This is a genomic window from Rhodococcoides corynebacterioides NBRC 14404, from assembly GCF_001894765.1.
GTDB classification, from domain to species: Bacteria; Actinomycetota; Actinomycetes; order Mycobacteriales; family Mycobacteriaceae; genus Rhodococcoides; species Rhodococcoides corynebacterioides.
This window is the reverse complement of the sequence record NZ_BCWV01000006.1, coordinates 167,351-193,312: the sequence shown is the minus strand read 5'-3', so window position 1 is coordinate 193,312 and position 25,962 is coordinate 167,351. Positions and strand designations below refer to the sequence as shown.

Here is a 25,962-nt window from a genome sequence, read left to right as displayed (position 1 = left end):
TACGGCTCGTGCACTCGGCGGCATCGCGGTACCGGCGCACACCGACGATCCCGTCGTGTCGGCTGTTCCCCGGCGTGTCCCGCGGGTTAGGGTGCTGGCTGTGAGAGCTGTGCGGGGATGTTGCCGACCGGGGTGCAACCGACCGGCCGTGGCGACGTTGACCTACGTCTACTCCGATTCCACCGCCGTCGTCGGTCCGCTGGCCACGGTGGACGAACCCCACTCCTGGGACCTCTGCGAGGTGCACGGCTCGTCCATCACCGCCCCCAAGGGCTGGGACATGGTCCGGTACGAAGGCGGTTTCGCCACCTCGGGCCCGGACGAGGACGATCTCACCGCTCTGGCGGAGGCCGTCCGCGAAGCCGGCGCCCGTGATCGCGTGTCCCCCCGGACCCTGCCGAACTCGGGGCCGACGTCCTCGCGACCGGAGGGCGACGGCGCCGGGTCCATGCCGGTGATGCCGACCGCGCGCACGGGTCGCCGCGGCCATCTCCGCGTTCTCCCCGATCCGTCGTCCTGATCGGATCCCACGGTTCGTGACGGGCCCGCGGCGCGAAACGAGTCGCCGCGATTCTCTTGCGCCCGCCCCTCCCGACGGCTCGTCGGGCGTTAGGCTCTGGCGTACCCACCGAACCCCGTGTGGGTGATTCGCCGACGGTGGCGTCCGACGTACACCCGGCGTTCGTCGAGATCCGGTGCGCACCGGCTCGTTCCCCATGACACCGAGGAGAGAATGACGTGGCTCGATCAGCGGACCTGGTCACAGCGGTCATCAAGGCGTACGACGTGCGGGGCGTCGTCGGCGAGCAGATCGACGAGGACTTCGTTCGGGACGTGGGGGCGTCCTTCGCACGGCTCGTCGGATCCGAGGGAGCCGACCGTGTGGTGATCGGTCACGACATGCGCGACTCGTCCCCGGCTCTCGCCGCGGCCTTCGCCGACGGTGTCGTCGCGCGCGGCCTGGACGTCGTGCACATCGGACTCGCCTCGACGGACCAGCTGTACTTCGCGTCGGGCCGATTCGATTGTCCCGGTGCGATGTTCACCGCCAGCCACAATCCGGCCCGGTACAACGGCATCAAGCTCTGCCGGGCCGGCGCCAAACCGGTGGGCCAGGACTCGGGGCTCGCGACCATCACCGCCGACGTGATCGAGGGGGTGCCCGCGACCGACGGTCCGCGCGGGGAGATCACCACCCGCGACGTCCTGGGGGACTACGCGGAGTTCGTCCGGACGCTGGTCGACATCGCGTCGATCCGACCGCTGTCGGTCGCGGTGGACGCGGGCAACGGCATGGGCGGGCACACCGTCCCCGCCGTGCTCGGCCCCGGGCCGCTCACCGTGCACCCCTTGTACTTCGAACTCGACGGCACCTTCCCCAACCACGAAGCCAATCCGCTGGAGCCGGCCAACCTCGTCGACCTGCAGGCGTTCGTCCGGGAGACGGGAGCGGACATCGGCCTGGCGTTCGACGGCGACGCCGACCGGTGCTTCGTGGTCGACGAGCGCGGTGAGCCGGTGTCCCCCTCCGCGATCACCGCCCTCGTGGCCGAGCGCGAACTCGCCGCACACCCGTCGTCGACGATCATCCACAACCTCATCACGTCGCGGTCGGTGCCGGAACTTGTCGAGTCGCTGGGCGGCCGACCCGTGCGCACCCGCGTCGGCCACTCCTTCATCAAGGCGCTCATGGCCGAGACCGGCGCCGTGTTCGGCGGCGAGCATTCGGCGCACTACTACTTCCGCGAGTTCTGGGGTGCGGACTCGGGCATGCTCGCCGCCCTGCACGTCCTGGCGGCTCTCGGCTCGCAGGATGCGCCGCTCTCGGAACTCATGGCGCGCTACGAGGTGTACGCCGCGTCCGGCGAGATCAATTCCACCGTCGACGACGCCGCGGAGCGCACGCGTGCGGTCGTCGACGCGTTCGCCGATCGGACCGTGTCCGTCGACCGCCTCGACGGAGTCACCGTCGATCTCGGTGATCACGCCTGGTTCAACCTGCGCGCGTCCAACACGGAACCGTTGCTGCGCTTGAACGTCGAGGCTCCGACGGAGGCCGACGTCGACCGGTTGACGACGGAGATCCTGGGCATCGTTCGGGGGTGAACCGGGTACACGCCTGGCATGGTGGAGTGAGCGCACACAGTCGGGAGTCCCGTTCGAGCGTGGGAGGTGGGTGAGATGGTCGAGATGCCGACGACCGTCCCGGTGACGCCGGTCGACCTCGACGACGCCGAGGCCGTCACGCGCGCGGACCGCGGCGGCGTCCTGCGATCCGCCGCTCTCGCGGGAGCGCAGATCCGTGCGACCGCAGCGGCGGTGTCCGAGGGCGCGCTGGCCCGGCTCGACGGGGCACGGCCGAGGGCGGTGGTGATCGTCGCACCGTCCGGTCCCGCGCGTCGGGCGGCCGGACTGGTGTCCTCTCTGGCCGCCGACGCGGGCGTGCCGCTGGTCATCGCACCGTCGACGCCGCCGTGGGTGGGTCCGCTGGACGTCGTCGTGGTCGCCGGGGACGACGCGGGGGATCCCGTGCTCGCTCGATCCGTCGACAGCGCCGTCCGCCGCCGGTCCGACGTGGTGGTGACGGTGCCGGACGAAGGACCCGTCGCCGATGCCGGCGCCGGTCGGGTGCTCGCGCTCCCGCCGCGCGTGCGGGTCCTCGACCATCACGGGTTCGCCCGTCACGTGTCGACGATGACGGCCGTGCTCGCCGCCGTCGATCCCTCGTTCGACGTCGGTGATCCGGCGGAGATCGCCGACGTGGTCGACGCGGAGTCGGCACGGCATCACGCGTCGGTCGAGGTGTTCCGCAACCCGGCCAAGTCGCTGGCATCGCGCGTGGCCGGTCGGCGCGTGCTGATCACCGGCGACGGTGTCGCCGCCACCGAACTGGCTCGCCACGGCGCGTCCGTGTTGCTGCGGACGGCCGGCGTCGTCGCGGCGGCGAGCGAACTGGCCGACGCCGTCGCGGTGGTGCACGAGTTCGGCTCGGTCGGTGGGTCCGGGAGCGACGGGTCCGGACACGGCGTGTCGCAGGATTACGACCCGCTCTTCCACGACGACCAGATCGACGGTCCGCGTCCCACCGAGCCGGTCCGCATCCTGACCGTCTCGATCGATCCGGACGACTCGTCGGTGCGTCGACGCGTCGCCGTCCTCGGCGAGGTGGACGTCGTGCGCGTCGACGACCTGTCCGGCGACGGATCCGCGCCCGAGATGCGCCCGACACCCGGGTTCGAGGCCGGACGGGTCGGACCCGGCGCGATCACGTCTGCCGGAGGGGGAGTGGCGACGACGGTGCGTCAGTGCCTCGTCCTGGCGGCACGGCTCGAGGCGGCCGCGGCGTACGTCCAGCTCGCCGGTGGCCGATGACGGCCGCCGACCCAGACTTCTGCGCCGTCGTCCGACCGGACGACGGCTCGACGGTGACGACAGGCGGTCGACGGTGAACCTTCTCGACGGTGCGGCGAGGTCCTACGCCTGGGGGTCGCGCACGGCTCTCGCGGAGTTACGGGGACTCGCGTCGCCCACCCGACATCCCGAGGCCGAGTTGTGGTTCGGAGCGCACCCGGGGGATCCCGCGCAGCTGGTCACCGAGGCCGGTCCCACGTCGTTGCTGGAGGTGATCGACCGGGACCCCGCGGGTCAGCTGGGGCAGGCGGTCGCCGAGCGTTTCGGGTCGCGGCTGCCGTTCCTGGTGAAGTTCCTCGCCGCCGAGGAGCCCCTCTCGCTCCAGGCGCATCCGTCGCTGGACCAGGCGCAGGAGGGGTTCCGGCGCGAGAACGCCGCCGGTGTGCCGATCGACGCGCCGGTGCGGAACTATCGGGACGCCAGCCACAAGCCGGAGTTGGTGGTGGCGCTCACGGAGTTCGACGCACTGGCCGGTTTCCGCGTGCCTCGCGAGACGATCGAGCTGTTCGCCCTGTTGGGCGCCGAGGAACTCGCCCCCTACCAGCGGATGTTGGAGGATCAACCGGACGCGACGGGTCTGCGCACCCTCTTCACGTCGTGGATCACGTTGCCGCAGCGCGCCCTGGACGCGGTGCTGCCCGCGGTTCTCGACGCCTGCGTGCGGGCGCTCGAGCGTGCGGAGACGACGAGCGATCGCCGGTTCGTTCCCGAATTGCGGACGGTGCTCGAACTCGGGGAGTACTACCCGGGGGATGCGGGCGTGCTCGCCGCACTCTTGCTCAACCGCGTCACCCTTCGACCCGGTGAGGCGCTCTACCTCGATGCCGGCAACCTGCACGCCTATCTGCGCGGGACCGCCGTGGAGATCATGGCCAACTCGGACAACGTGTTGCGGGGTGGGCTGACCCCCAAGCACGTCGACGTACCGGAGCTGCTGCGCGTGCTCGACTTCGAGCCGTTGCCGTCACCGATCCTCGAGGCGCGGACGCTGCCGGACGGCTCGGTGCGCTACCCGACGCCCGCACCGGAGTTCGCCCTCACCCGCGTCGACCTGCGGAGCGGGTCGGCGGACGCCGCCTCGGCGCCGTACGCGCTCGACCGAGTGGATCGTCCGCGCATCCTGCTGTGCGTGCACGGTCACGTGCAGGTCCGTGCCGGTGAGCGAGCACTCCCGCTCGACCGTGGACATGCCTTGTGGGTGGCCGCGTCCGATCCGGCTCCGGAACTCTGCTCGGCGACCGACGACGCCACCGTCTTCGTCGCCGAGGTGGGATCGGTCGACTGACGGTCCTCCCGATGTCGGCGCAACCGTGCCCGGCGTGCGAAACCGTGTGACGCACCGAGCACCCGTTGGTCCGTTGTGACGCGTCCGCGTGTGACGATAGGCGCACAGCGCCGTCGACGACGGTGCGCGGACGCGAAGGAGCACGCCGGTGACGAGTCACGGCAAGGGTGCGACCGGGGAGCCGGTGAACGACTCCGGACAGGGTCTCCGGCGGACCAAGTCGATCGAGCAGTCCATCCGGGACACGGACGAGCCCGACACCAAACTGAAGAAGACGCTGAACTCGTGGGATCTCACCGTCTTCGGCGTCGCCGTCGCGGTGGGCGCCGGCATCTTCACGCTGACCGCGCGCACGGCGGGCAACGTGGCCGGCCCGGCCGTGTCGCTCGCGTTCGTCTTCGCCGCGGTCGCCTGTGGTCTCGCGGCCCTGTGTTACGCGGAGTTCGCCTCGACCGTTCCGGTCGCCGGCAGCGCGTACACGTTCAGCTACGCCACCTTCGGTGAGTTCGTCGCCTGGATCATCGGGTGGGACCTCATCCTCGAATTCGCCCTCGCTGCCGCCGTGGTGGCGAAGGGCTGGTCGCTGTATCTCGGTGAGGTACTCGGCACGGCGTCGCCGGTCGTCAGCGTCGGCGGACTCGACGTCGACTGGGGCGCCCTGCTCATCGTCGTCGTCCTTTCCGTCCTCCTCGTGACCGGAGTGAAGATCTCCTCACGCGTCTCCCTGATCATCACCGCGATCAAGGTGGCCGTCGTGCTGCTCATCGTCGTGGTCGGCGCGTTCTACATCAAGGCGGCCAACTACAGCCCGTACATCCCGCCCGCCCAGCCGGCCGAGACCGAGACCGGACTGACCCAGTCACTGTTCTCCTTCGTCACCGGCGCCGAGGGCAGCAACTTCGGGTGGTACGGCCTGCTCGCCGCCGCGAGCCTGGTGTTCTTCGCGTTCATCGGCTTCGACATCGTCGCCACCACGGCGGAGGAGACCGTGGATCCGCAGCGCTCGCTGCCGCGAGGCATCCTCGGCTCGCTCGCCATCGTGACCGTGCTCTACGTCGCGGTGACCCTGATCCTCACCGGCATGGTCAACTACACCGAGCTGGCCGGGGACTCGTCGACGCTGGCCACGGCATTCGAGCTCAACGGCATCACCTGGGCGCAGAAGATCATCTCCTTCGGCGCCCTCGCCGGTCTCACGACGGTGGTCATGGTGCTCCTGCTCGGCCAGTCCCGCGTGCTGTTCGCGATGTCGCGCGACGGGTTGATGCCGCGCGCGCTGGCCAAGACCGGGTCGCGCGGTACCCCGGTGCGCATCACGGTGGTGGTGGCCGTCGTGGTCGCCGTCCTCGCGACGTTCTTCCCCATCGGAACGCTGGAGGAGATGGTCAACATCGGGACCCTGTTCGCCTTCGTCCTGGTCTCGATCGGCGTCGTCGTGTTGCGCCGTACCCGACCGGACCTGAAGCGCGGGTTCCGGACGCCGCTGGTGCCGCTCGTGCCCATCCTCGCGGTCGTCGCCTGCCTGTGGTTGATGCTGAACCTGTCCGTCGAGACCTGGCTGCGTTTCGTGGTCTGGATGGCGTTGGGCGTGATCGTCTACTTCGCGTACTCCCGTCGGCACTCGGTGCTCGGTCGACAGCAGGCCGGCCTGGAGTAGCGCTTCTCGCGTCCACCCTCGACCCCCGCCCTCGACCCTCGCCCTCGACCCCCGCCCTCGACCTGCGTCGACGGCGGGGGTCGAGTCGTTCGTGAGGCCCCGAAACGGTCCAGTGGTATGTTTCCGGGGCAGATAACGATTCGATCACCCGAATCGGGGGTCGCGCCGGGGAGGAGCGTGTGACGGTGACGCGGGGTTGGCAGGATCCGAAGAGGTATCTGTGGCCGCTGGGCATCCTGGCGCCGGCGTCCGCCCTGCTGCCGTCGCAGTTGGTGCTCCACACGGGGTCACCGATCTTCTGGTGGAGCGGCGTCCTCATCTTCTTCGCCGCCATTCCCCTGCTCGACGTGGCGGCGGGGGCCGACGGGAGCAACCCGCCGGACGAGGAGGTGCGCGATCTCCAGCACGACCGGTTCTACCGCTGGTGCACCTTCCTGTTCCTGCCCGTGCAGTACGCCGGGTTGGTCGTCGCCTGCTGGTTGGTCGCCTTCGGAACTCTGTCCACGGTCGATCGGCTGGGGTACGCGGTGTCCGTCGGTCTGGTCGGCGGGATCGGCATCAACGCCGCGCACGAACTGGGCCACCGGGTCGAGCGGGCGGAGCGTCGCCTGGCCAAGATCGCCCTCGCGCAGTGCGGCTACGGCCACTTCGTGGTCGAACACAACCGGGGCCACCACGTCCGCGTCGCGACGCCCGAGGATCCGGCCAGTGCCCGACTCGGCGAATCGCTGTACCGCTTCTTCCCGCGCACGATTCTCGGCGGCGTCCGGTCGGCGTGGGCCCTCGAGCGTGACCGCCTGCGTCGGCGCGGCCGACGGGTCTTCTCGGTGCACAACGACGTGCTCACCGCGTGGGGGCTCTCGGTGGCGCTGGTGGCGATCCTGACAGCGGTGTTCGGCCCCGTGGTGCTGCCGTTCCTGCTCGTGCAGGCGGTGACCGGCATCCTCCTGCTGGAGTCGGTGAACTACATCGAGCACTACGGGTTGTTGCGCCGACGCACTGCGACCGGGCGCTACGAACGCTGCTCTCCCCGGCACAGCTGGAACAGCGATCACCTGGTCACCAACATCTTCCTCTACCACCTGCAACGCCACAGCGATCACCACGCCAACCCGGGCCGCCGGTTCCAGACGCTGCGCAGCTTCGACGAATCGCCGCAACTGCCGGCGGGCTACGCGACGATGGTGCTGTTGGCCGCGGTGCCGCCCCTGTGGCGTCGGGTCATGGATCCGAAGGTCGTCCGCCACTACGACGGCGACGTGACTCGCGCGAATCTCCACCCGAGCGCCGCCGACCGACTGCGCGCCCGGTTCCCGGTGAGATCCACCGCCGACACCGGGGTCACCGTCAGGGGATAACCTGGGTTGGCGATCACCAGCCGCGTGGATCGCCAGCCGACCAGGGAGTGCCCCCAGACATGACGACATCCGAGACGACCACCTCCGAGACGCAGGCGCTCGCCGAGACCCTCGGTGCGCTGCAGTCCGACATCGTGAACGGTCTCGAGTTCAAGATCGCCGACATCTCGCTCGCGGAGTACGGCCGCAAGGAGATCGGCCTGGCCGAGCACGAGATGCCGGGCCTGATGGAGCTCCGTCGGGAGTACGCCGACGTCCAGCCGCTCAAGGGTGCGCGCATCTCCGGCTCCCTCCACATGACCGTGCAGACCGCCGTCCTGATCGAGACCCTGGTGTCGCTGGGTGCCGAGGTGCGGTGGGCGTCCTGCAACATCTTCTCCACCCAGGATCACGCGGCCGCCGCCATCGTCGTCGGCCCGCACGGCACGCCGGACGCGCCGCAGGGCGTGCCCGTCTTCGCCTGGAAGGGCGAGTCCCTGGCCGAGTACTGGTGGGCGGCCGAGCGCATGCTCACCTGGCCCGTCGCCGAGGACGGCACGGCGCGCCCGGCCAACATGATTCTCGACGACGGTGGTGACGCCACCATGCTGGTGCTGCGCGGTGCGCAGTTCGAGAAGGCCGGTGTCGTCCCGCCCGTGGACGAGGAGCGCGACTCCGACGAGTACAAGGTCTTCCTCGGTCTGCTGCGCGCGTCGCTCGAGCAGGACGCGGGCAAGTGGACCGCCATCGCGGAGTCGGTGCAGGGCGTGACCGAGGAGACCACGACCGGCGTGCTGCGGCTCTACCAGTTCGCGGCGGCCGGCGAGCTGACCTTCCCGGCCATCAACGTCAACGACTCGGTCACCAAGAGCAAGTTCGACAACAAGTACGGCACCCGCCACTCGCTGATCGACGGCATCAACCGCGGCACCGACGTGCTGATCGGCGGCAAGAAGGTGCTGATCTGCGGCTACGGCGACGTCGGAAAGGGATGCGCGGAGTCGCTCGCGGGCCAGGGCGCGCGCGTCCAGGTCACCGAGGTGGACCCGATCAACGCGCTGCAGGCGCTGATGGACGGATTCGACGTCGTCACCGTCGAGCAGGCGATCGCCGACGCGGACATCGTCATCACATCGACCGGCAACAAGGACATCATCACCCTCGAGCACATGCGGTCGATGAAGGACAAGGCCATCCTGGGCAACATCGGCCACTTCGACAACGAGATCGACATGGCGGGACTCGAGCGCTCCGGCTCGACGCGGATCAACATCAAGCCGCAGGTCGATCAGTGGGTGTTCTCCTCGGGCAAGTCCATCGTGGTGCTCTCGGAGGGTCGTCTGCTCAACCTGGGCAACGCCACCGGCCACCCGTCCTTCGTCATGAGCAACAGCTTCTCCAACCAGGTCATCGCGCAGATCGAACTGTGGACCAAGCCGGACGAGTACGACAACGAGGTCTACCGCCTGCCCAAGCACCTCGACGAGAAGGTCGCGAAGATCCACGTCGAGGCGCTCGGCGGCACGCTGACCAAGCTGACCAAGGAGCAGGCGGAGTACATCGGCGTCGACGTCGAGGGCCCGTACAAGCCCGAGCACTACCGGTACTGACGCCGGTACCGGAACCGGAGGGATCGACCGACGTGGGAACGCTCATCGCCGTCGAGGGCGTCGACGGCGCCGGCAAGTTCACGTTGTCGTCGCGGCTGGTCCGCGCCTGGGAGCGGGCGGGAATCGACGCGGTCCGCGTCGGTTTCCCCCGCTACGGGGAGTCGATTCATGCGGATCTCGCCGCGGAAGCGCTCGCCGGCGAGCACGGCGATCTCGCCGACGGGGTGAACGCGATGGCGGTGCTGTTCGCACTCGACCGTGCCGGGGCGGCGGCCGACCTGCGTCGGATGCTGCACCGGCACGACGTCGTCCTGCTCGATCGCTACGTCGCCTCCAACGCGGCGTACTCGGCCGCCCGTCGCCACGAGGACGCCGCGGGACCGACGGTCGAGTGGGTCCGCGCGCTCGAGTTCGACCGTCTCGTACTTCCGGTGCCGGACGTGCAGATCTACCTCGAGGTGCCGGTGTCGGTGGCCGAGGAACGGGCGCGCGGACGCGAGGAGGCGGACGAGTCCCGCGCCCGCGACGCCTACGAGCGGGACGGTGGTCTCCAGGAGCGCACCGCCGCGGTCTACGCGGGGCTCGCCGCACGGTCGTGGGTGTCGCCGTGGGTGGTCGTCGGCAGCGGGGCGGCGGACGAGATCGAGGCGGACAGCGACCGACTCGCCGCGCAACTGCTGGATCGGACCGCGGAGTCGGACGGGATGACACGATAGGCCCATGAAGCCACGCATTCTGGTCGTCGACGACGACACGGCCCTGGCCGAGATGCTCACCATCGTCTTGCGCGGTGAGGGTTTCGAGCCGTTCGTGGTCGGCGACGGCACGCAAGCGCTGTCGGCCGTCCGCGAGAACCGTCCGGATCTGGTGCTCCTGGACCTGATGCTGCCGGGGATGAACGGGATCGACGTCTGCCGGGTGTTGCGGGCCGACTCCGGTGTGCCCATCGTGATGCTCACGGCCAAGACGGACACGGTCGACGTGGTGCTCGGGCTCGAATCGGGCGCGGACGACTACATCATGAAGCCGTTCAAGCCGAAGGAACTGGTGGCCCGTGTTCGCGCGCGCCTGCGCCGGACGGAGGAGGAACCGGCGGAGCTGCTCTCGATCGGCGACGTCGTCATCGACGTGCCGGCCCACAAGGTCACACGCGACGGCGACCTGATCTCGCTGACCCCGCTCGAATTCGACCTCTTGGTCGCGTTGGCGCGCAAGCCGCGCCAGGTGTTCACTCGGGAAGTGTTGCTCGAGCAGGTGTGGGGCTACCGACACGCCGCGGACACGCGGTTGGTGAACGTGCACGTGCAGCGTCTGCGCGCCAAGGTCGAGACCGATCCGGAGAATCCGGAGGTGGTGCTGACCGTGCGCGGTGTGGGGTACAAGGCCGGACCGCCGTGATCGACGGGGTCCCCGGACGAGGAGGTCGGTGATCTTCACGTCCCGTTCGCGACGGCGCATCAACGGTACGTTCTCGCCGGTGATGCGCTGGGCGCGCTCCGTGGGGGCCGCCGCCGGCCATGCGTGGCGTCGGTCGCTGCAGCTGCGCGTGGTGGTCTCGACGTTGACGCTCTCGTTCGTGGTCATCTCCGTGTTGGGTGTGGTCCTGACAGGGCAGATCACCGACCGGTTGCTCGACACCAAGATCGACGCGGCGACCAAGGAGCTCGATCGCGCGCGAGCCTCGGTGGAGAGTCAACTCGCCGGAGACGACACGACGTCCGTCGCCAATCGGCTCGAGCTCGCGCGGAGCAGCCTGACCAGTCGTGACGGCGACACCGCATCCGAGGGTGGGTCCGCGGGAACTTTCGACCCGGTTCTGCTGGTGCGCGGCGACGGTGCCCGGCGGGAACTGTCCACCGGCCCGGCCGACCAGATCCCGGACGCCCTGCGTGCGTTCGTTCAGGCCGATCAGATCAGCTACCAGTTCGCGCCCGTGTCCGAGCCGGGCGGGTACTCCGGGCCCGCCTTGATCGTCGGCAGTCCCACGGCCTCGGATCTGCCCGATCTCGAGCTCTACCTCGTCTTCCCGTTGGCGGGGGAGGACCGTTCGCTCGCCCTGGTGCGCGGCACGCTGCTGATCGGTGGCGCGGTGCTGATGGTGCTGCTGGCTGCGGTGTCGCTGCTGGTGGCCCGGCAGGTGGTTCTGCCGATCCGGTCCGCCTCGCGTATCGCGGTCCGCTTCGCGGACGGTCGCCTCAAGGAACGGATGCCCGTGCGCGGCGAGGACGACATCGCGCGCCTGGCCATGTCCTTCAACGAGATGGCCGAGAGCCTGTCGAAGCAGATCACCCAGCTCGAGGAGTTCGGCAACCTGCAGCGCCAGTTCACCTCCGACGTCTCCCACGAGCTGCGCACGCCGCTCACGACGGTCCGGATGGCGGCCGAACTGATCCACGACGGCTCGGACGACCTCGATCCACTCCTCAAGCGGTCGTCGGAACTGCTGGTGGCGGAGCTGGATCGCTTCGAGACGTTGCTGTCCGACCTGCTGGAGATCTCCCGGCACGACGCCGGCGTGGCGGAGTTGGCATCCGAGCAACTCGACCTGCGCATGTGCGCGCGGGCGGCCGTGTCCACCGTGCGTCATCTCGCGCGCGAGACGGGAACGGAACTGATCATCGACATGCCTGACGATCCGGTGAACGCGGCCGTCGACCCGCGGCGGGTCGAGCGCATCCTGCGCAACCTGCTCGCGAACGCACTCGACCACGGGGAGGGCAAACCCGTCCTGCTGCGGTTGCGAGCCGACGACGACGCGGCGGCGTTCGTGGTGCGTGACCAGGGCGTGGGCCTGCGTCCCGGCGAGGAGAAACTGGTCTTCAACCGGTTCTGGCGCTCGGACCCCTCCCGGGTCCGTCGATCCGGCGGAACCGGTCTGGGGCTGGCGATCTCGCTGGAGGACGCTCGGCTGCACGACGGCAAGCTCGAAGCCTGGGGCGAGCCGGGGCAAGGGGCCTGCTTCCGGTTGACGCTGCCGCGGGTGCGTGGCCGCAAGGTGGTGTCCAGCCCGCTGCCGCTCCGACCCACCGGGCAGCGGTACTCCGCAGGGCAGCCCGTGCCCGCCGCGCGTCCGGAGGGTGTCGGGGCGTCGTCGGGGGAGCATCGATGACCGCCGCGACCGGGCGGCGCACGATCCTCGCGCTGATGGCGGTCCTGACGACGGTGCTCTCCGGCTGCGCCTCGCTGCCCAGCTCGTCCGCACCCCAGGCGATCGGGACGGTCGCGCGCGGACCCGTCGCGGAGGAACTGCCCGAGCCGGCGCCGGGCCGCGAGCCGAGTCTGCTGGTGCGCGATTTCGTGAAGGCGAGCACCGATCCGACCGACCGACACGCGGGGGCGCGGCAGTTCCTCACCCCCGAGGCCGCGGACCGGTGGAACGACGGTGCCATCGCGATCGTCGTGGACAAGATCGACGTGCTCGAGGAGTCGCGAACGGACGACTCGATCGAGTACACCATCCGCGCGAACCGCGTCGGCCAGCTCGACACCGGCGGCCAGTACCGGGCCGAGCAGGGGTCCTTCGAGACCCGACTCACCCTGGTCCTTCGCGACGGGCAATGGCGGATCGACGAGCTGCCGTCCGGCGTCGTGATGGACCGGACTCAGTTCCTCGGCTCCTACCAGCGCCGATCGCTGTACTTCGTCGACCCCACCGGGACCACCCTCGTTCCGGACCAGCGGTGGATCGCCGCGTCGCAGGATCGCATGGCGGACACGCTGATCACCCTGCTGCAGGCAGGCCCGCGCCTGTCGCTGGAACCGGCGGTGCGCAACGTCGTCAACGGTCTGACCACGGCGCAGGCCATCACCAAGGCCGACGGGCGCCCCACCGGGGTCGGTGTCGGACCGGGCGGTGTCCGCATCGACCTGGGCGGGGCGAGCCCACTCGACGGCGCGACGAGAACTCTCCTGGCCGCGCAGATCGTCTGGACGTTGGCTCGGGCGGAGGTGTCGGGGCCGTACGTCCTGCTCGCCGACGGCGTGCCGCTCGATCCCGAGTTCCCCGACGGCTGGACCACGGCGGACCTCGCCGAGTTCGACCCGTCGGCCGTGGCCGGTACCGACGTCGGGCTGCACGCGCTGCGTGACGGGAGCCTCGTTCGCGTCGGGTCGAACGGCGTCACCCCGGTTCCCGGCTTCTTCGGCACGGTGAACACGATGCGGTCGATCGCTCTGTCCACGGACGGCACGCTGGTCGCCGCGGTGTCCGACACCGGACGGCCGGCGCCCGCGCCGCCGGACGCGTTGCTCATCGGGTCCTACGGCGGGTCCGCGTTCCCGGTGGCGGAGGGCGGCACCATCACCCGGCCCACGTGGGGTCCCGATCGCGACGCCGTGTGGGCGGTGATCGACGGGTCCGCGGTGCGTCGTGCGGTCCGCGACCCGGCCACCGGCCAGGTGTCGCTGACCGACGTCGAGTCCTCCGAGATCGCGGAGCTCGGCGGACAGATCACCGAGCTCCGGCTCTCCCGCGACGGGGTTCGCGCCGCCCTGATCGTCGACGGCGCGGTCTACGTCTGCGTGGTGGTGCGCCGTGCCGACGGCACCTACTCGCTGCGTGAGCCCGAGGCGGTGGCTGCGGGTCTGGCCAGTGCCGCGCTGTCCCTGGACTGGAGCACCGGCGACACGGTCGTGGTGGCGCGCGCCGCGACGGAGATCCCGATCGTCCAGGTGGCCGTGGACGGATCACGGCTCGACGGTCTGCCCAGTCGCAACCTCACCGCCCCCGTGGTGTCCGTGGACGCGACCCCGAGCACCACCTACGTCGCGGACTCCCGCGCCGTCTTCGAGATCGACGACAGCGATCCGGCGTCCGACCGGTACTGGCGCGAGGTACCCGGCTTGACCGGTGCGAGGTCGGTCCCGGTCCTTCCCGGCTGAGGCCGTGTCGGGCGCGTCGTCGACCGCACTCCGTCGGAGGCGTCCGGCACACTGCCGCACGTGGGGGGACGGTGGCCGGCGACGGTGCGGGCGGGTATGGATCTGGTGTTGCCGCGAGAGTGCGGCGGATGCGGGGCGGCGAGCGTCGCCTGGTGCGCGCGGTGTGCCGACGCGCTGGCGCAGCCGCCGCGCGCGGTGCGCCCGGCGGTGACGGTCGGTGTCCCGTGCTTCGCGCTCGGCTCCTACGCGGGACCGCACCGGGCAGCCGTGGTCGCGGCGAAGGAACGCGGGCGGCGTGATCTCGCCGCCCCCCTCGGCCGTGCGCTGGCCGGGGCGATCGCGAGTCTGCGCGACTCCGGCGATCTCGATCCCCCCGAGCTCAACCCGTTGGTCCTGGTGCCCGCGCCGTCGCGTCGACGGGCCGCGCGTCGGCGCGGGGGCGATCCGGTGGTCCGCCTGTGCCTCGCCGCGGCCTCCGCGTTCCGGGCATCCGCCGCGTCGGTATCCGAGGTGGTGTCGACGGCGCGGGTGCTGACGGTCGACGGCGGCGTGCGCGACTCGGTGGGTCTGAGTGCCGCGCAACGCGCCGAGAACCTGGCGGGCCGCATCGGCGTACGAGGAGCGCGGGTGCCGCCCGGGCCGGTGGTGCTCGTCGACGACGTGCTGACCACCGGAACCACCGCCGCGGAGTCCGTCGCGGCACTGCGGCGAGCGGGTGTCGCCGTCGACGCGGTGGTGGTGATCGGGGCCGTCCGGTAGGCGGCTCCACGGACCACGACGGTGGTTGCTGAACACCGTGTGTGAATATCCGGCTAACGGTGGCAGACGTGCACGTGAGCGACTACGGTCGGGGCCACGCTCGATCACGTTCGACACCAGGTCAGGAGGTGATGCCTCTCTACCTGGCGCCGGGCATTCAGCGCTCCGGTGCCTCGCATTTCCCTGTGCGACAACACTGTTCGCGCAGCATCGATCGGGAGGTACGTATGACGACGTCGCCGACTACGGCAGTTCACACGACGGCAGCACAGACCAACACCCATCGGGTGCACGCTCATCCCCGTGAGACCCACGGTCCGGGGCCCGAGATCACTCGCACCAGCCCGCCCGAGTCGCCCGGCGCCGCCGATGCGCGCGTCGATTGGTTCGACGACGCCCCGCCGCCCGCGCCCGGCGCCGCACCGACCGAGGCGTCCGCCGATGTCGTCGTCAAGGGTCGCAACGTCGAGATCCCCGATCACTTCCGAATTCACGTGTCGCAGAAGCTCGCTCGCGTCGAGCGCTTCGATCCGACCATTCACCTGTTCGACGTCGAACTCATGCACGAGCGCAACCGGCGCCAGTCGAAGAGTTGCCAGCGCGTCGAGATCACCGCGCGCGGCAAGGGTCCCGTGGTGCGCGCGGAGGCCTGCGCGGACAGCTTCTACGGCGCCCTCGACGCCGCCGTCGCGAAGCTCGAGAACCGCCTGCGGCGGACGAAGGATCGCCGCAAGGTTCACTACGGCGAGAAGCGCCCGGTCTCCGTCGCGGAGGCGACCGCTGCATTGCAGAACACCGTCGACGCCGCGCCCGCCGAGGCCTTCGACACCCTCGACACCGAGCCCACCGACGGGCCCGGGCGGATCGTGCGGACGAAGGAGCACCCGGCGGTGCCCATGACCGTCGACGACGCTCTCTACGAGATGGAACTCGTCGGTCACGACTTCTTCCTGTTCCACGACAAGGAGTCGGACCGACCGTCGGTGGTCTACCGCCGCCATGCGTTCGACTACGGACTGCTCCGCCTGTCCTGACGCGCCGAGTCCGCCGGGCGCCCCCGTCTCGTGGGGGGGTGCCCGGCGGCTTCGTGTCGGCCTCACAGCGACCTGTCAGGCAGGACGCCTACGATGGATGCGCCGAGGTCGCCGTGCGCCCCCGGTGGAGTCGCGCCCCGGCGCGGCTCCGCCCGCCCCTGTACCCGAACCCGAGGACGAGTAAAGACCGTGCCGTCGTTGTCGTTGTCCAAGTTGCTCCGTGTCGGTGAAGGTCGCATGGTCAAGCGGCTGAAGCACATCGCCGATCACGTCTCCTCCCTGTCTCCGGACGTCGAGGGGCTCACCGACGCGGAGTTGCGGGGGAAGACGGACGAGTTCCGCGCCCGCATCGAGGGTGGTGAGACGCTGGACGACCTGCTGCCCGAGGCCTTCGCCGTCGCTCGCGAGGCCTCCATGCGGGTGCTGTCGCAGCGCCACTTCGACGTGCAGGTCATGGGCGGCGCAGCCCTGCACTTCGGCAACATCGCGGAGATGAAGACGGGTGAGGGCAAGACCCTCACCTGTGTGCTGCCGGCCTACCTGAACGCGCTGTCGGGTGACGGCGTCCACGTGGTCACGGTCAACGACTACCTGGCCAAGCGCGACTCCGAGTGGATGGGCCGCGTGCACCGGTTCCTCGGGCTGTCGGTCGACGTGATCCTGTCGGGCATGACGCCGGCCGAGCGCCGGGCGGCCTACGCCGCCGACATCACCTACGGCACCAACAACGAGTTCGGCTTCGACTACCTCCGCGACAACATGACGCACTCCCTGGACGACCTGGTGCAGCGCGGTCACAACTTCGCGATCGTCGACGAGGTCGACTCGATCCTCATCGACGAGGCGCGGACCCCGCTCATCATCTCGGGCCCGGCGGACGCGTCCAGCAAGTGGTACGCGGAGTTCGCGCGCATCGCCCCGCTGATGAAGAAGGACCTGCACTACGAGGTCGACATCAAGAAGCGCACGGTCGGTGTGCACGAGGCGGGCGTCGAGTTCGTCGAGGACCAGCTCGGCATCGACAACCTCTACGAGGCCGCCAACTCGCCGCTGGTGAGCTACCTCAACAACGCGGTCAAGGCCAAGGAGCTCTACCAGCGCGACAAGGACTACATCGTCCGCGACGGCGACGTCATCATCGTCGACGAGTTCACCGGCCGCATTCTCGTGGGTCGCCGGTACAACGAGGGCATGCACCAGGCCATCGAGGCCAAGGAGAAGGTGGAGATCAAGGCGGAGAACCAGACCCTCGCCACGATCACCCTGCAGAACTACTTCCGCCTCTACGACAAGCTTTCCGGCATGACCGGTACGGCCGAGACCGAGGCCGCCGAGCTGCACCAGATCTACTCGCTGGGCGTCATCCCGATCCCGACCAACCGGCCGATGGTCCGGGTGGACAACGGCGACCTCATCTACAAGAGCGAGGAAGCCAAGTTCGCGGCCGTGGTGGACGACGTCGTCGAGCGCCACGAGAAGGGGCAGCCGGTCCTGATCGGCACCACGAGCGTGGAGCGGTCGGAGTACCTGTCCAAGCAGTTCACCAAGCGCGGTGTGCCGCACAATGTGTTGAACGCGAAGTTCCACGAGCAGGAGGCGACCATCATCGCCGAGGCCGGCCGGTCCGGTGCGGTCACCGTGGCCACCAACATGGCCGGTCGTGGCACCGACGTCGTGCTCGGTGGCAATCCCGACATCCTCGCCGACCTCGCGCTGCGGAGCCGCGGGCTCGACCCCGTGGAGTCCGCCGAGGAGTACGAGCAGGCGTGGGAGCCCACCCTCGAGGACGTCAAGAGTCAGGTCAAGGCCGAGGCGGAGAAGGTGCGCGAGGCGGGCGGGCTGTACGTCCTGGGCACCGAACGGCACGATTCGCGGCGCATCGACAACCAGCTGCGCGGACGGTCGGGACGTCAGGGCGATCCGGGCGAGAGCCGCTTCTACCTGTCCCTCGGTGACGAGCTGATGCGCCGGTTCAACGGCGCGGCGCTCGAGTCGATCATGACCCGGCTGAATCTGCCGGACGACGTGCCCATCGAGGCCAAGATGGTCTCGAAGGCGATCAAGAGCGCGCAGACCCAGGTCGAGCAGCAGAACTTCGAGATCCGCAAGAACGTGCTCAAGTACGACGAGGTGATGAACCAGCAGCGCACCGTCATCTACGAGGAGCGTCGACGGATCCTGCGCGGCGAGGACATGGAGGGCCAGGTCGAGCAGATGATCACCGACGTGGTCACTGCCTACGTCGACGGCGCGACGGCCGAGGGGTACGTCGAGGACTGGGATCTCGACCAGCTGTGGACGGCGCTGAAGACGCTGTACCCGGTGGGCGTGGATCAGAAGGAACTGACGCAGGAGAACGAGTTCGGCGAGAAGGGGGATCTCTCCCGCGACGAGCTCCGCGAGGCTCTGCTCGACGACGCCCGGTCCGCCTACGCGCGGCGCGAGGCGGAGATCGACGCGATCGCCGGCGAGGGCGGCATGCGCGAACTCGAGCGTCGGGTTCTGCTGTCGGTGCTGGACCGGAAGTGGCGCGAGCACCTCTACGAGATGGACTACCTCAAGGAGGGCATCGGCCTGCGGGCCATGGCGCAGCGAGACCCGCTGGTGGAGTACCAGCGTGAGGGCTACGACATGTTCACCGGCATGCTCGACGGTCTCAAGGAGGAGTCGGTCGGCTTCCTGTTCAACCTGCAGGTCGAGGCCACGGCACCGAGCCCGGCAGCGTCCGCGGGCCTGCAGGTCGGCGCCGGACTGCAGAACCCGGTCACCGCCCGGGCCGCAGCACCGGCCGCCTCAGCAGGGTCGAACGCCACCCCGGCGCCGCCCACGACACCGACGCCGGCCGCCGGGCCGGGTGCCCCGGCGGGTCGCGATGCGTCGCCGACCCGGGAGCCCGCGGCCGTGGCAGCCGAGAAGACGGCACCCCCGGCGTTGCGGGCGAAGGGGCTCGACGAGCGTGATCCGTCCCGCCTCACGTACTCGGGACCGGACGAGTCCGGCGGCACCACCGTGCGCCGCGCGTCGTCCGACGGCGCAGCGGCGGAGAAGTCCACGGCCACCCGGCGGGAACGCCGTGAAGCCGCACGCAATACCGTCAAGCCCGTCAAGCGCGGCGCGAAGTCGAAGCGCCGCAAATAGATCCGGCGTTCAGGACAACCGCAGGCTCGTGACGATCCACGGCGAGCCTGCGGGCCGTCCGATGGAGAGCTGCGCCGCCACCGCGAACCGTCGCTCCCCGCGCGAGTAGGAGCCGAACACTTCGAGGTGCCCGCCGGCTCCGCGGCGGACGTGGACCGTGCGTAGCACCGCGACCCCGGCGGCGCGGCCCGGAACCTCCGTCGTGGACAGCGAGGCGATCATGCCGAGCACGGCGGGGGAGACGCCCGCACGGAGCGAGTTCGGTGCCCGCCGTCGATCGATCACCTCGAACGCGCCGCGCAGCAGACGGTCGGCGGCCGAGCGGGCCGCGGCGAGTTCGGGATCCGGATCGGGCCGGAGGACGGTGCGCACGGGTTCCGGTCGACCCCCGTTCGATCCGACCCGGTCGGGCGACCGTCCGGAATGCGGGCCGGGACGGCGTCCGGACACGCGGAGCGGTGCCGAGCACGGCGGTGTGACCGGCGGTGCCGAGCACGGCAGTGCGACGGGCGGTGCACAGGCACACGGCCGGTCGATCCCGTCGTCCTCGAGCGACGGCTCGGAGGTGGGCGGGTGGTCCAGTCGGACGTCGGGGGCGGTCATGCGGCCGAGTGTCGTCGCGCCGCTCGTCGTCGTACACGGTCTCGCGCGAATGTCCCCTGGACTCACAGGCGAGGGCGTCCGAGTCGGGGAAACACCCGACCCGGGCACGGAACCGTCGGCGTCCCTCCGCTCGAACCGACCGGCCCTCGTCGTGCGAGACTGAAGGTCACGACCGGCAGGCCGGATCCGGTGGGTCCGACGATCGAGGGGGATGCGCGGTGGCCACCAGACTCACCACTCAGGATGCGTCGTTCTACTTCCTCGAGGCGGGGACCACGCCGATGCACGTGGGCTCCCTGGCGGTCTTCCGCACTCCGCGTGGCGGTTTCACGTACGACGAGCTGTTGACTCTCGTCGAGAGCAGGTTGGCGCTGGTGCCGCGGTACCGGCAGAAGGTGCGCGAGGTCGCGTTCGGGCTGGCTCGCCCGGTGTGGGTCGACGATCGCGACTTCGACATCACCTATCACATCCGGCGGTCCGCACTGCCCAAGCCGGGATCGACCGAACAGTTGCACGATCTGGTCGCCCGGCTGACGTCGCGCCCGCTGGACCGGACTCGTCCACTGTGGGAGATGTACCTGGTGGAAGGTCTGGCGCGCAACAGATTCGCGATCTACACCAAGTCCCATTCGGCGTTGGTCGACGGCGATCAGGCACTCGAGATCAGCCAGGTGATCCTCGACGACGCCAAGTCGCCCCCACCGATGGCCGAGGAGTTGTGGATGCCGGCGCGGGAGCCGTCCGACCGCGCGCTGGTGGCGTCGGCGTTGGCGGAGATGGTGTCGCGGCCCGGCGAGGCGGTCGAGGCGGTGCGGGGCGCGGTCGGTGACCTCGCGGAGGCCGCCCACGGCGCGGCGCGTGCGGTCGGCAAGGTCGCGGCCGTGGTCCGGACGGCGGCGCAGACCGCCCCGACCAGCCCGCTGAACACCACGATCTCGCGCAACCGTCGGTTCTCCGTCGCCCGCACGGACCTCGACGACTACCGGGCGGTCCGTCGACGCTTCGGCGGCACGGTGAACGACGTCGTGCTCACGGTCGTGGCGGGCGCCCTCCGCAACTGGCTGCTGTCTCGTGGCGAGCCGCTCGGGCCGTACACGACGGTGCGCGCGCTGGTGCCGCTGTCGGTGCATGCGCCCGCGGCCGCGGGGGCCGACACGATCGGTCATCCGGCCGGCGAGGTGGAATCGTTCCTCGTCGATCTGCCGGTGGGCGAGCCGAACGCGGTGGTACGGCTGTCCCACGTCTCCCATGCCACCGAGGCGCACGCACGCCAGGGACGGGGAGTGACGGCGTCGACGCTGATGAAGCTCTCCGGTTTCGCGCCCGCCACGCTGCACGCCATGGGCGCTCGCGTCGGGTCGAGCCTGTCGCAGCGCATGTTCAACATCGTGGTGACCAATGCCCCCGGGCCGCAGTTCCCCCTCTACGCCGGCGGGGCGCGCATGATCGAGATGTATCCGGTGCCGCCCCTGGTGCGCAACCAGGCGATGACGATCGGCCTCACCTCGTACGACGGCCACGTCTACTACGGCGTGAACGCGGACCGCGCGGCGATGCCGGACATCGACGTCGTGACCACACTGCTGTACGAAGCGCTCGACGAACTCGTCGACGCCGCCTCCGACGACAAGTCCGTGCGGTGACCGGTCCCGGCCGGGCGCCGGCCCGGACGACACCGATCCCGAAAGCGAGGCGCTCGTGAGGGTGTTCGTTCCCGCAACGACGACGATGCTGCGCGCGTTGGTCGAGGACGGCGAGTTCTCGCCGATCTCGCGCACGGCCTTCGCGGTCACTCCGACGTTGCGCGAGGCGTACTCGTCCGGTGACGACGACGAGTTGGCGGACGTCGCGCTGCGGGAGGCCGCGCGCGCGTCCTTGCGCCTCCTCGGTGGGGAAGAGCACGACGGCACCGACGGTGACGCACCCGCACGGTCGGCGTCGCGACGCGTGGTGATCGCGGCGGACGTCGATCCGGTGACGCTGCGTCCGGATCTCGACGACGCAGTGGTGCGACTGCCGCAGCCGCTGTCGATGCGTGACGTCGCGTCGGTCCACGTCGATCTCGCGGAGGCGGAGCAGCCCGTCCGTGCTGCGGTGGAGGCGGTCGACGCGGCGGACCTCGGAGACGCGGATGCGGAGTTCGTCCTCGGCGATGCCGAGGACCACGAACTCGCCTGGTATGCGCCGCAGGAGATTCCGTTTCTCCTCGACCTGATGTGACGTCCCGAGGCCCGACGGGCCGGGTTCCCGGGCGGCGGCGCAGTCGGGGACAATGACCGCATGGGATTCAAGGACTGGCTCGAGGCACCGGTGTCCGGAGCGGCTGTGCCGCGGCGTCCTGCGCTGAACGCGGTGCGCGGCGCTCTCACTCGCATCACGACGCCGCTGATTCCCGACGATTATCTTCACCTCGCCAATCCGCTGTGGTCCGCTCGGGAACTGCGAGGCCGCATCGTCCGAGTCGAGAAGCTGACCGACACGGCGGCGACGCTGGTCATCAAGCCGGGGTGGGGCTTCGACTTCGACTATCGGCCCGGCCAGTACATCGGCATCGGGTTGCACGTCGACGGTCGGTGGCACTGGCGGTCCTACTCCCTGACCTCGGCGCCGGATTGGAAGGACAAGCAGATCTCCATCGCCGTGAAGGCGATGCCGGAGGGGTTCCTGTCGTCCCACCTGGTCGACGGCGTGAAGACGGGCACCATCGTGCGTCTGGCCGCGCCGAAGGGCGATTTCGCTCTGCCCGAGCCTCCGCCGGAGAAGATTCTGTTCGTCACCGCGGGCAGCGGCATCACGCCGGTCATCGGCATGCTGCGCAGTCTCGACACACGCGGTCACATGCCGGACGTGGTGCACGTGCACTCGGCGCCGTCGCGGGCGGACGTGATGTTCGGCGCGGAGCTCGAGGCGCTGGACGCGAAGTACGACTCAGTGGTGTCGCACGTGCAGTTGACGCGATCGGACGGCAAGTTCGACCTGCGGTCGCTCGACGAGCGGTTCCCCGACTGGCGCGAGCGGCAGACGTGGGCGTGCGGGCCGATCGCGATGCTCGACGAGGTGGAGGCGCACTGGGCCGACGCGGGTGTGGCCGACCGGCTGCACACCGAACGGTTCGAGATCGCTCGCACCGGAGCGTCGGAGGACGGTGGCACCGTGACCTTCGCGCGGTCGGGCCGCACGGTCGACGTGGACGGCGCCACCACCTTGCTCGAGGCGGGGGAGAGCGCCGGGGTGCAGATGCCCTTCGGCTGCCGTATGGGGATCTGTCAGACGTGCGTCGTCGCGGTGTCGGACGGCCACGTCCGCGACCTGCGGTCGGGCAAGGAACACTCGCGCGGTGAGCGCATCCAGACGTGCATCTCCGCCGCGGCGGGGGACTGCACGCTGGAGTTGTGAGTGCGCGCCGGCTCGTCGGGCACCGTGTGACGCCCGGCGGCTCGGCGCCGCGTTTGTGACGTAGCCCGCGCAGAAGGCATACCCGACTCTCAGGTGGGTCCGCTATTGTCGGTCGTGGCTGCCCGCCCGTTCGGCGCGAGGCACACCCCCCACCGTTCGGTCCACGGACCCGGCGCCGGCGAGGGAAAGCCGCCACGAGACTTCTGGGAGTACACCCACATGGCGATCACTGACATCTTGGAATTCGCCCATCTGACGGACGAGGACATCGAGTCCTTCGGACGCGAACTCGACGCCATTCGCCGCGACGTCGAGGAGTCGCGCGGTCAGCGTGACGCGAACTACATCCGCCGCACCATCGCTCTTCAACGGTCGCTGGAGGTGAGTGGTCGTCTCGCGATCCTGTGTTCGCGGTGGCGGCCCGCCGCACTGCTCGGCACGGGCCTGTTGGCGGCGAGCAAGATCATCGAGAACATGGAGCTCGGCCACAACGTCTCCCATGGTCAGTGGGACTGGATGAACGATCCGGAGATCCATTCGACCTCGTGGGAGTGGGATCAGACCGGTCCGTCCGACCACTGGAAACGCGCCCACAACTACTCGCATCACACCTACACCAACATCGTCGGCATGGACGACGACATCGGCTTCGGCATCCTGCGCATGACGCGGGACGAGGAGTGGCGTCCGATCAACCTGCTGCAGCCGATCGCCAATCTGGTGCTCGCGCTGACCTTCGAGTGGGGCATCGCGCTGCACGATCTCGACGCGTCCAAAAAGGAGCGCGGAGTCGATCCGAAACAGGTGCTGTCCGGGCCGAACAAGGAGTTCGCCCGCAAGGTGGCGACGCAGGTGGGCAAGGACTTCGTGTTCTTCCCGGCTCTGTCGGGACCGGCATGGCGACGCGCGATCGGGGCCAACCTCACGGCCAACGTCATCCGCAATCTGTGGGCGTACGCGGTGATCTTCTGCGGTCACTTCCCGGACGGTGCCGAGAAGTTCACGATGGGCCAGTTCGAGACCGAGACCCACGAGGAGTGGTACCTCCGCCAGATGCTCGGGAGCGCGAACTTCCACGCCGGGCCGACGATGGCGTTTCTCAGCGGCAACCTCTGCTACCAGATCGAGCACCACATGTTCCCGGACCTGCCGAGCAACCGGTACCCGGAGATCGCCGAGCGCGTGCAGCAGTTGTGCGACAAGTACGACCTGCCGTACACCACGGGCCACCTGCCCGCGCAGTACTGGAAGGCGCTGCGGACGATCTTCAAGCTGTCCGTGCCCAACAGTTGGTTGCGCCGGACGTCCGACGACGCACCGGAGACCAGTTCGGAGCGTCGTTTCCACGGTCCGGCGTCCGCCGTCGTCGATCGCGTGCGGTTCGATCCGATCACCGGTCGCAAGCGGGGACTGCGCTCGGCGCTGCAGGAAGCACGGCGTGAGGCCCGTCGGGCTGTGAAGGCGCACACACCTGCGGCACCGTAACCTACGGAGCCGTAACTTCCGGTAGGGTAACCACGGTACGACCCCGCGTGCGGGGTTCCCCCACCTGCCGAGGAGTGGATTCATGGCGATCTCCGATGTCAAGGAATACGCCCACCTCACCGACGCCGACGTCGAGGCCATCGGGCACGAGCTCGATGCGATCCGTCGTGAGATCGAGTCCGTGCGGGGCGAGAAGGACGCGCGCTACGTGCGCAACACCATCCGCTTCCAGCGCACCCTCGAGGCGGTCGGCCGCACCACCATGCTGGCCAGCAACAACCGTGTGGCGTGGTGGGCGGGCAGCGCCATGCTGGGCGTGTCGAAGATCGTCGAGAACATGGAACTCGGCCACAACGTCATGCACGGCCAGTGGGACTGGATGAACGATCCCGAGATCCACTCCACCTCGTGGGAGTGGGACAACACGGGCCCGTCCGAGCACTGGAAGCAGACCCACAACTACATCCATCACAAGTACACCAACGTGCTCGGGATGGACGACGACATCGGGTACGGCCTGATCCGCGTCACGCGCGACCGTCGGTGGACGCCCTTCAACGCGGGCAACCTCGTCTACAACACGCTGTTGATGCTGCTCTTCGAGTACGGCGTCGCGGTGCAGCACCTCGAGCTCGGCAAGGTCGCCAAGGGTCGCGTGTCCAAGGAGGAGACGCGCCGCAAGCTCGCCGAGGTGGGCGAGAAGGTCGGCAAGCAGATGCTCAAGGACTACGCGCTGACTCCGGCGGTGTCGTCGCTGTCGCCGGCCGCGTCGTACCGGAAGACGTTGACCGCCAACATCATGGCGAACGTGATCCGCAACGTCTGGACCAACGCCGTGATCTTCTGCGGCCACTTCCCGGACGGCGCGGAGAAGTTCACACGCCACGATCTGAAGGACGAGACGCAGGGCCAGTGGTACCTGCGCCAGATGCTGGGCAGCGCCAACTTCGAGGCCGGCCCCGTGCTCGCGTTCATGAGCGGCAACCTCTGCTACCAGATCGAGCACCACGTCTTCCCGGACCTGCCGAGCAACCGTCTCGCGGAGATCAGCGTGAAGGTCCGTGCGCTGTGCGAGAAGTACGACCTGCCGTACACCACGGGGTCGTTCCCTGCGCAGTACGCGAAGTCCTGGCGGACCATCGCCAAGCTGTCGCTGCCGGACAAGTTCCTCAAGGCCACCGCGGACGACGCTCCGGAGACCGCGTCCGAGCGTCGATTCGGCGGGAACACCACCGCCGTGGTCGACCCGGCCACCGGCCGCCGCAAGGGTCTGCTCTCGGCGATCGCCGAGTCGAAGAGCGGACGGGGTCTGCGCGCCCGGTTCGGCCGCCGCTGACCCGTCCGGTCCACCCGGACGGGCTGTGCG

General features: G+C 69.6%; 20 protein-coding genes. 19 read left to right on the top strand and 1 reads right to left on the bottom strand.

Features of this window, described 5'->3' with window-relative positions:
• The first annotated feature begins 100 nt into the window (after nucleotides 1–100).
• The 14 genes from RC2_RS15175 (at nucleotide 101) to secA (ending at nucleotide 19,112) form a co-directional block, all read left to right on the top strand.
• Nucleotides 101–520, top strand: a complete 420-nt coding sequence (locus tag RC2_RS15175) for a DUF3499 domain-containing protein (RefSeq protein ID WP_174552336.1) — start codon at nucleotides 101–103, stop codon at nucleotides 518–520.
• A 218-nt stretch (nucleotides 521–738) separates the two neighbouring features.
• On the top strand, nucleotides 739–2,106 hold the full coding sequence (locus RC2_RS15170; RefSeq protein WP_072681577.1) for a phosphomannomutase/phosphoglucomutase: 1,368 nt from the start codon (nucleotides 739–741) through the stop codon (nucleotides 2,104–2,106).
• Nucleotides 2,107–2,181: 75 nt separating this feature from the next.
• Nucleotides 2,182–3,372 (top strand): tobH protein, encoded by a 1,191-nt coding sequence (locus tag RC2_RS15165; RefSeq protein WP_245811135.1) that lies wholly within the window; start codon nucleotides 2,182–2,184, stop codon nucleotides 3,370–3,372.
• 73 nt (nucleotides 3,373–3,445) lie between these two features.
• Nucleotides 3,446–4,696, top strand: coding sequence for a mannose-6-phosphate isomerase, class I (gene manA / locus RC2_RS15160; protein ID WP_068150837.1), 1,251 nt, complete (start codon nucleotides 3,446–3,448; stop codon nucleotides 4,694–4,696).
• A 148-nt stretch (nucleotides 4,697–4,844) separates the two neighbouring features.
• Nucleotides 4,845–6,353: an amino acid permease gene (locus RC2_RS15155; RefSeq protein WP_068150834.1), complete on the top strand. Its 1,509-nt coding sequence runs from the start codon at nucleotides 4,845–4,847 to the stop codon at nucleotides 6,351–6,353.
• A gap of 179 nt (nucleotides 6,354–6,532) precedes the next feature.
• Entirely contained in the window at nucleotides 6,533–7,711 is a 1,179-nt protein-coding gene (locus tag RC2_RS15150) for an alkane 1-monooxygenase (RefSeq protein WP_068150831.1), read from the top strand.
• A gap of 59 nt (nucleotides 7,712–7,770) precedes the next feature.
• Nucleotides 7,771–9,300, top strand: coding sequence for an adenosylhomocysteinase (ahcY, locus tag RC2_RS15145; protein ID WP_068150828.1), 1,530 nt, complete (start codon nucleotides 7,771–7,773; stop codon nucleotides 9,298–9,300).
• 32 nt (nucleotides 9,301–9,332) lie between these two features.
• Complete coding sequence (locus RC2_RS15140; RefSeq protein WP_068150825.1) at nucleotides 9,333–10,016, top strand: dTMP kinase; 684 nt, start codon at nucleotides 9,333–9,335, stop codon at nucleotides 10,014–10,016.
• A gap of 4 nt (nucleotides 10,017–10,020) precedes the next feature.
• The gene (gene mtrA / locus RC2_RS15135) at nucleotides 10,021–10,698 is read left to right on the top strand and encodes an MtrAB system response regulator MtrA (RefSeq protein ID WP_068150822.1); all 678 of its coding nucleotides are present in this window, start codon (nucleotides 10,021–10,023) and stop codon (nucleotides 10,696–10,698) included.
• An 82-nt stretch (nucleotides 10,699–10,780) separates the two neighbouring features.
• Nucleotides 10,781–12,409 (top strand): MtrAB system histidine kinase MtrB, encoded by a 1,629-nt coding sequence (gene mtrB, locus RC2_RS15130; protein WP_082895651.1) that lies wholly within the window; start codon nucleotides 10,781–10,783, stop codon nucleotides 12,407–12,409.
• Complete coding sequence (lpqB, locus tag RC2_RS15125; protein WP_072681572.1) at nucleotides 12,406–14,181, top strand: MtrAB system accessory lipoprotein LpqB; 1,776 nt, start codon at nucleotides 12,406–12,408, stop codon at nucleotides 14,179–14,181. Before mtrB ends, lpqB begins: the two co-directional genes overlap by 4 nt.
• A gap of 96 nt (nucleotides 14,182–14,277) precedes the next feature.
• On the top strand, nucleotides 14,278–14,940 hold the full coding sequence (locus tag RC2_RS15120) for a ComF family protein (protein ID WP_068146495.1): 663 nt from the start codon (nucleotides 14,278–14,280) through the stop codon (nucleotides 14,938–14,940).
• A gap of 227 nt (nucleotides 14,941–15,167) precedes the next feature.
• Nucleotides 15,168–15,974, top strand: a complete 807-nt coding sequence (gene hpf, locus RC2_RS15115) for a ribosome hibernation-promoting factor, HPF/YfiA family (protein ID WP_082895405.1) — start codon at nucleotides 15,168–15,170, stop codon at nucleotides 15,972–15,974.
• 189 nt (nucleotides 15,975–16,163) lie between these two features.
• Complete coding sequence (gene secA, locus RC2_RS15110; RefSeq protein WP_068146493.1) at nucleotides 16,164–19,112, top strand: preprotein translocase subunit SecA; 2,949 nt, start codon at nucleotides 16,164–16,166, stop codon at nucleotides 19,110–19,112.
• A gap of 9 nt (nucleotides 19,113–19,121) precedes the next feature.
• Here the strand turns inward: secA and RC2_RS15105 are convergent, their stop codons facing one another.
• Nucleotides 19,122–19,715, bottom strand: a complete 594-nt coding sequence (locus tag RC2_RS15105; RefSeq protein WP_068146491.1) for an Rv3235 family protein — start codon at nucleotides 19,713–19,715, stop codon at nucleotides 19,122–19,124.
• A 218-nt stretch (nucleotides 19,716–19,933) separates the two neighbouring features.
• Here RC2_RS15105 and RC2_RS15100 point away from each other — a divergent pair, with 218 nt between their 5' ends.
• From RC2_RS15100 to RC2_RS15080, 5 genes are all read left to right on the top strand, one after another.
• Complete coding sequence (locus RC2_RS15100; protein WP_068146489.1) at nucleotides 19,934–21,358, top strand: WS/DGAT/MGAT family O-acyltransferase; 1,425 nt, start codon at nucleotides 19,934–19,936, stop codon at nucleotides 21,356–21,358.
• Between the two features lie 55 nt (nucleotides 21,359–21,413).
• Nucleotides 21,414–21,935 (top strand): DUF6912 family protein, encoded by a 522-nt coding sequence (locus tag RC2_RS15095; RefSeq protein WP_371828679.1) that lies wholly within the window; start codon nucleotides 21,414–21,416, stop codon nucleotides 21,933–21,935.
• A gap of 60 nt (nucleotides 21,936–21,995) precedes the next feature.
• Nucleotides 21,996–23,111 (top strand): ferredoxin reductase, encoded by a 1,116-nt coding sequence (locus tag RC2_RS15090; RefSeq protein WP_068146486.1) that lies wholly within the window; start codon nucleotides 21,996–21,998, stop codon nucleotides 23,109–23,111.
• 219 nt (nucleotides 23,112–23,330) lie between these two features.
• Complete coding sequence (locus RC2_RS15085) at nucleotides 23,331–24,596, top strand: fatty acid desaturase family protein (protein ID WP_068146483.1); 1,266 nt, start codon at nucleotides 23,331–23,333, stop codon at nucleotides 24,594–24,596.
• Between the two features lie 82 nt (nucleotides 24,597–24,678).
• The gene (locus RC2_RS15080) at nucleotides 24,679–25,932 is read left to right on the top strand and encodes a fatty acid desaturase family protein (protein WP_068146475.1); all 1,254 of its coding nucleotides are present in this window, start codon (nucleotides 24,679–24,681) and stop codon (nucleotides 25,930–25,932) included.
• Nucleotides 25,933–25,962: the final 30 nt, after the last annotated feature.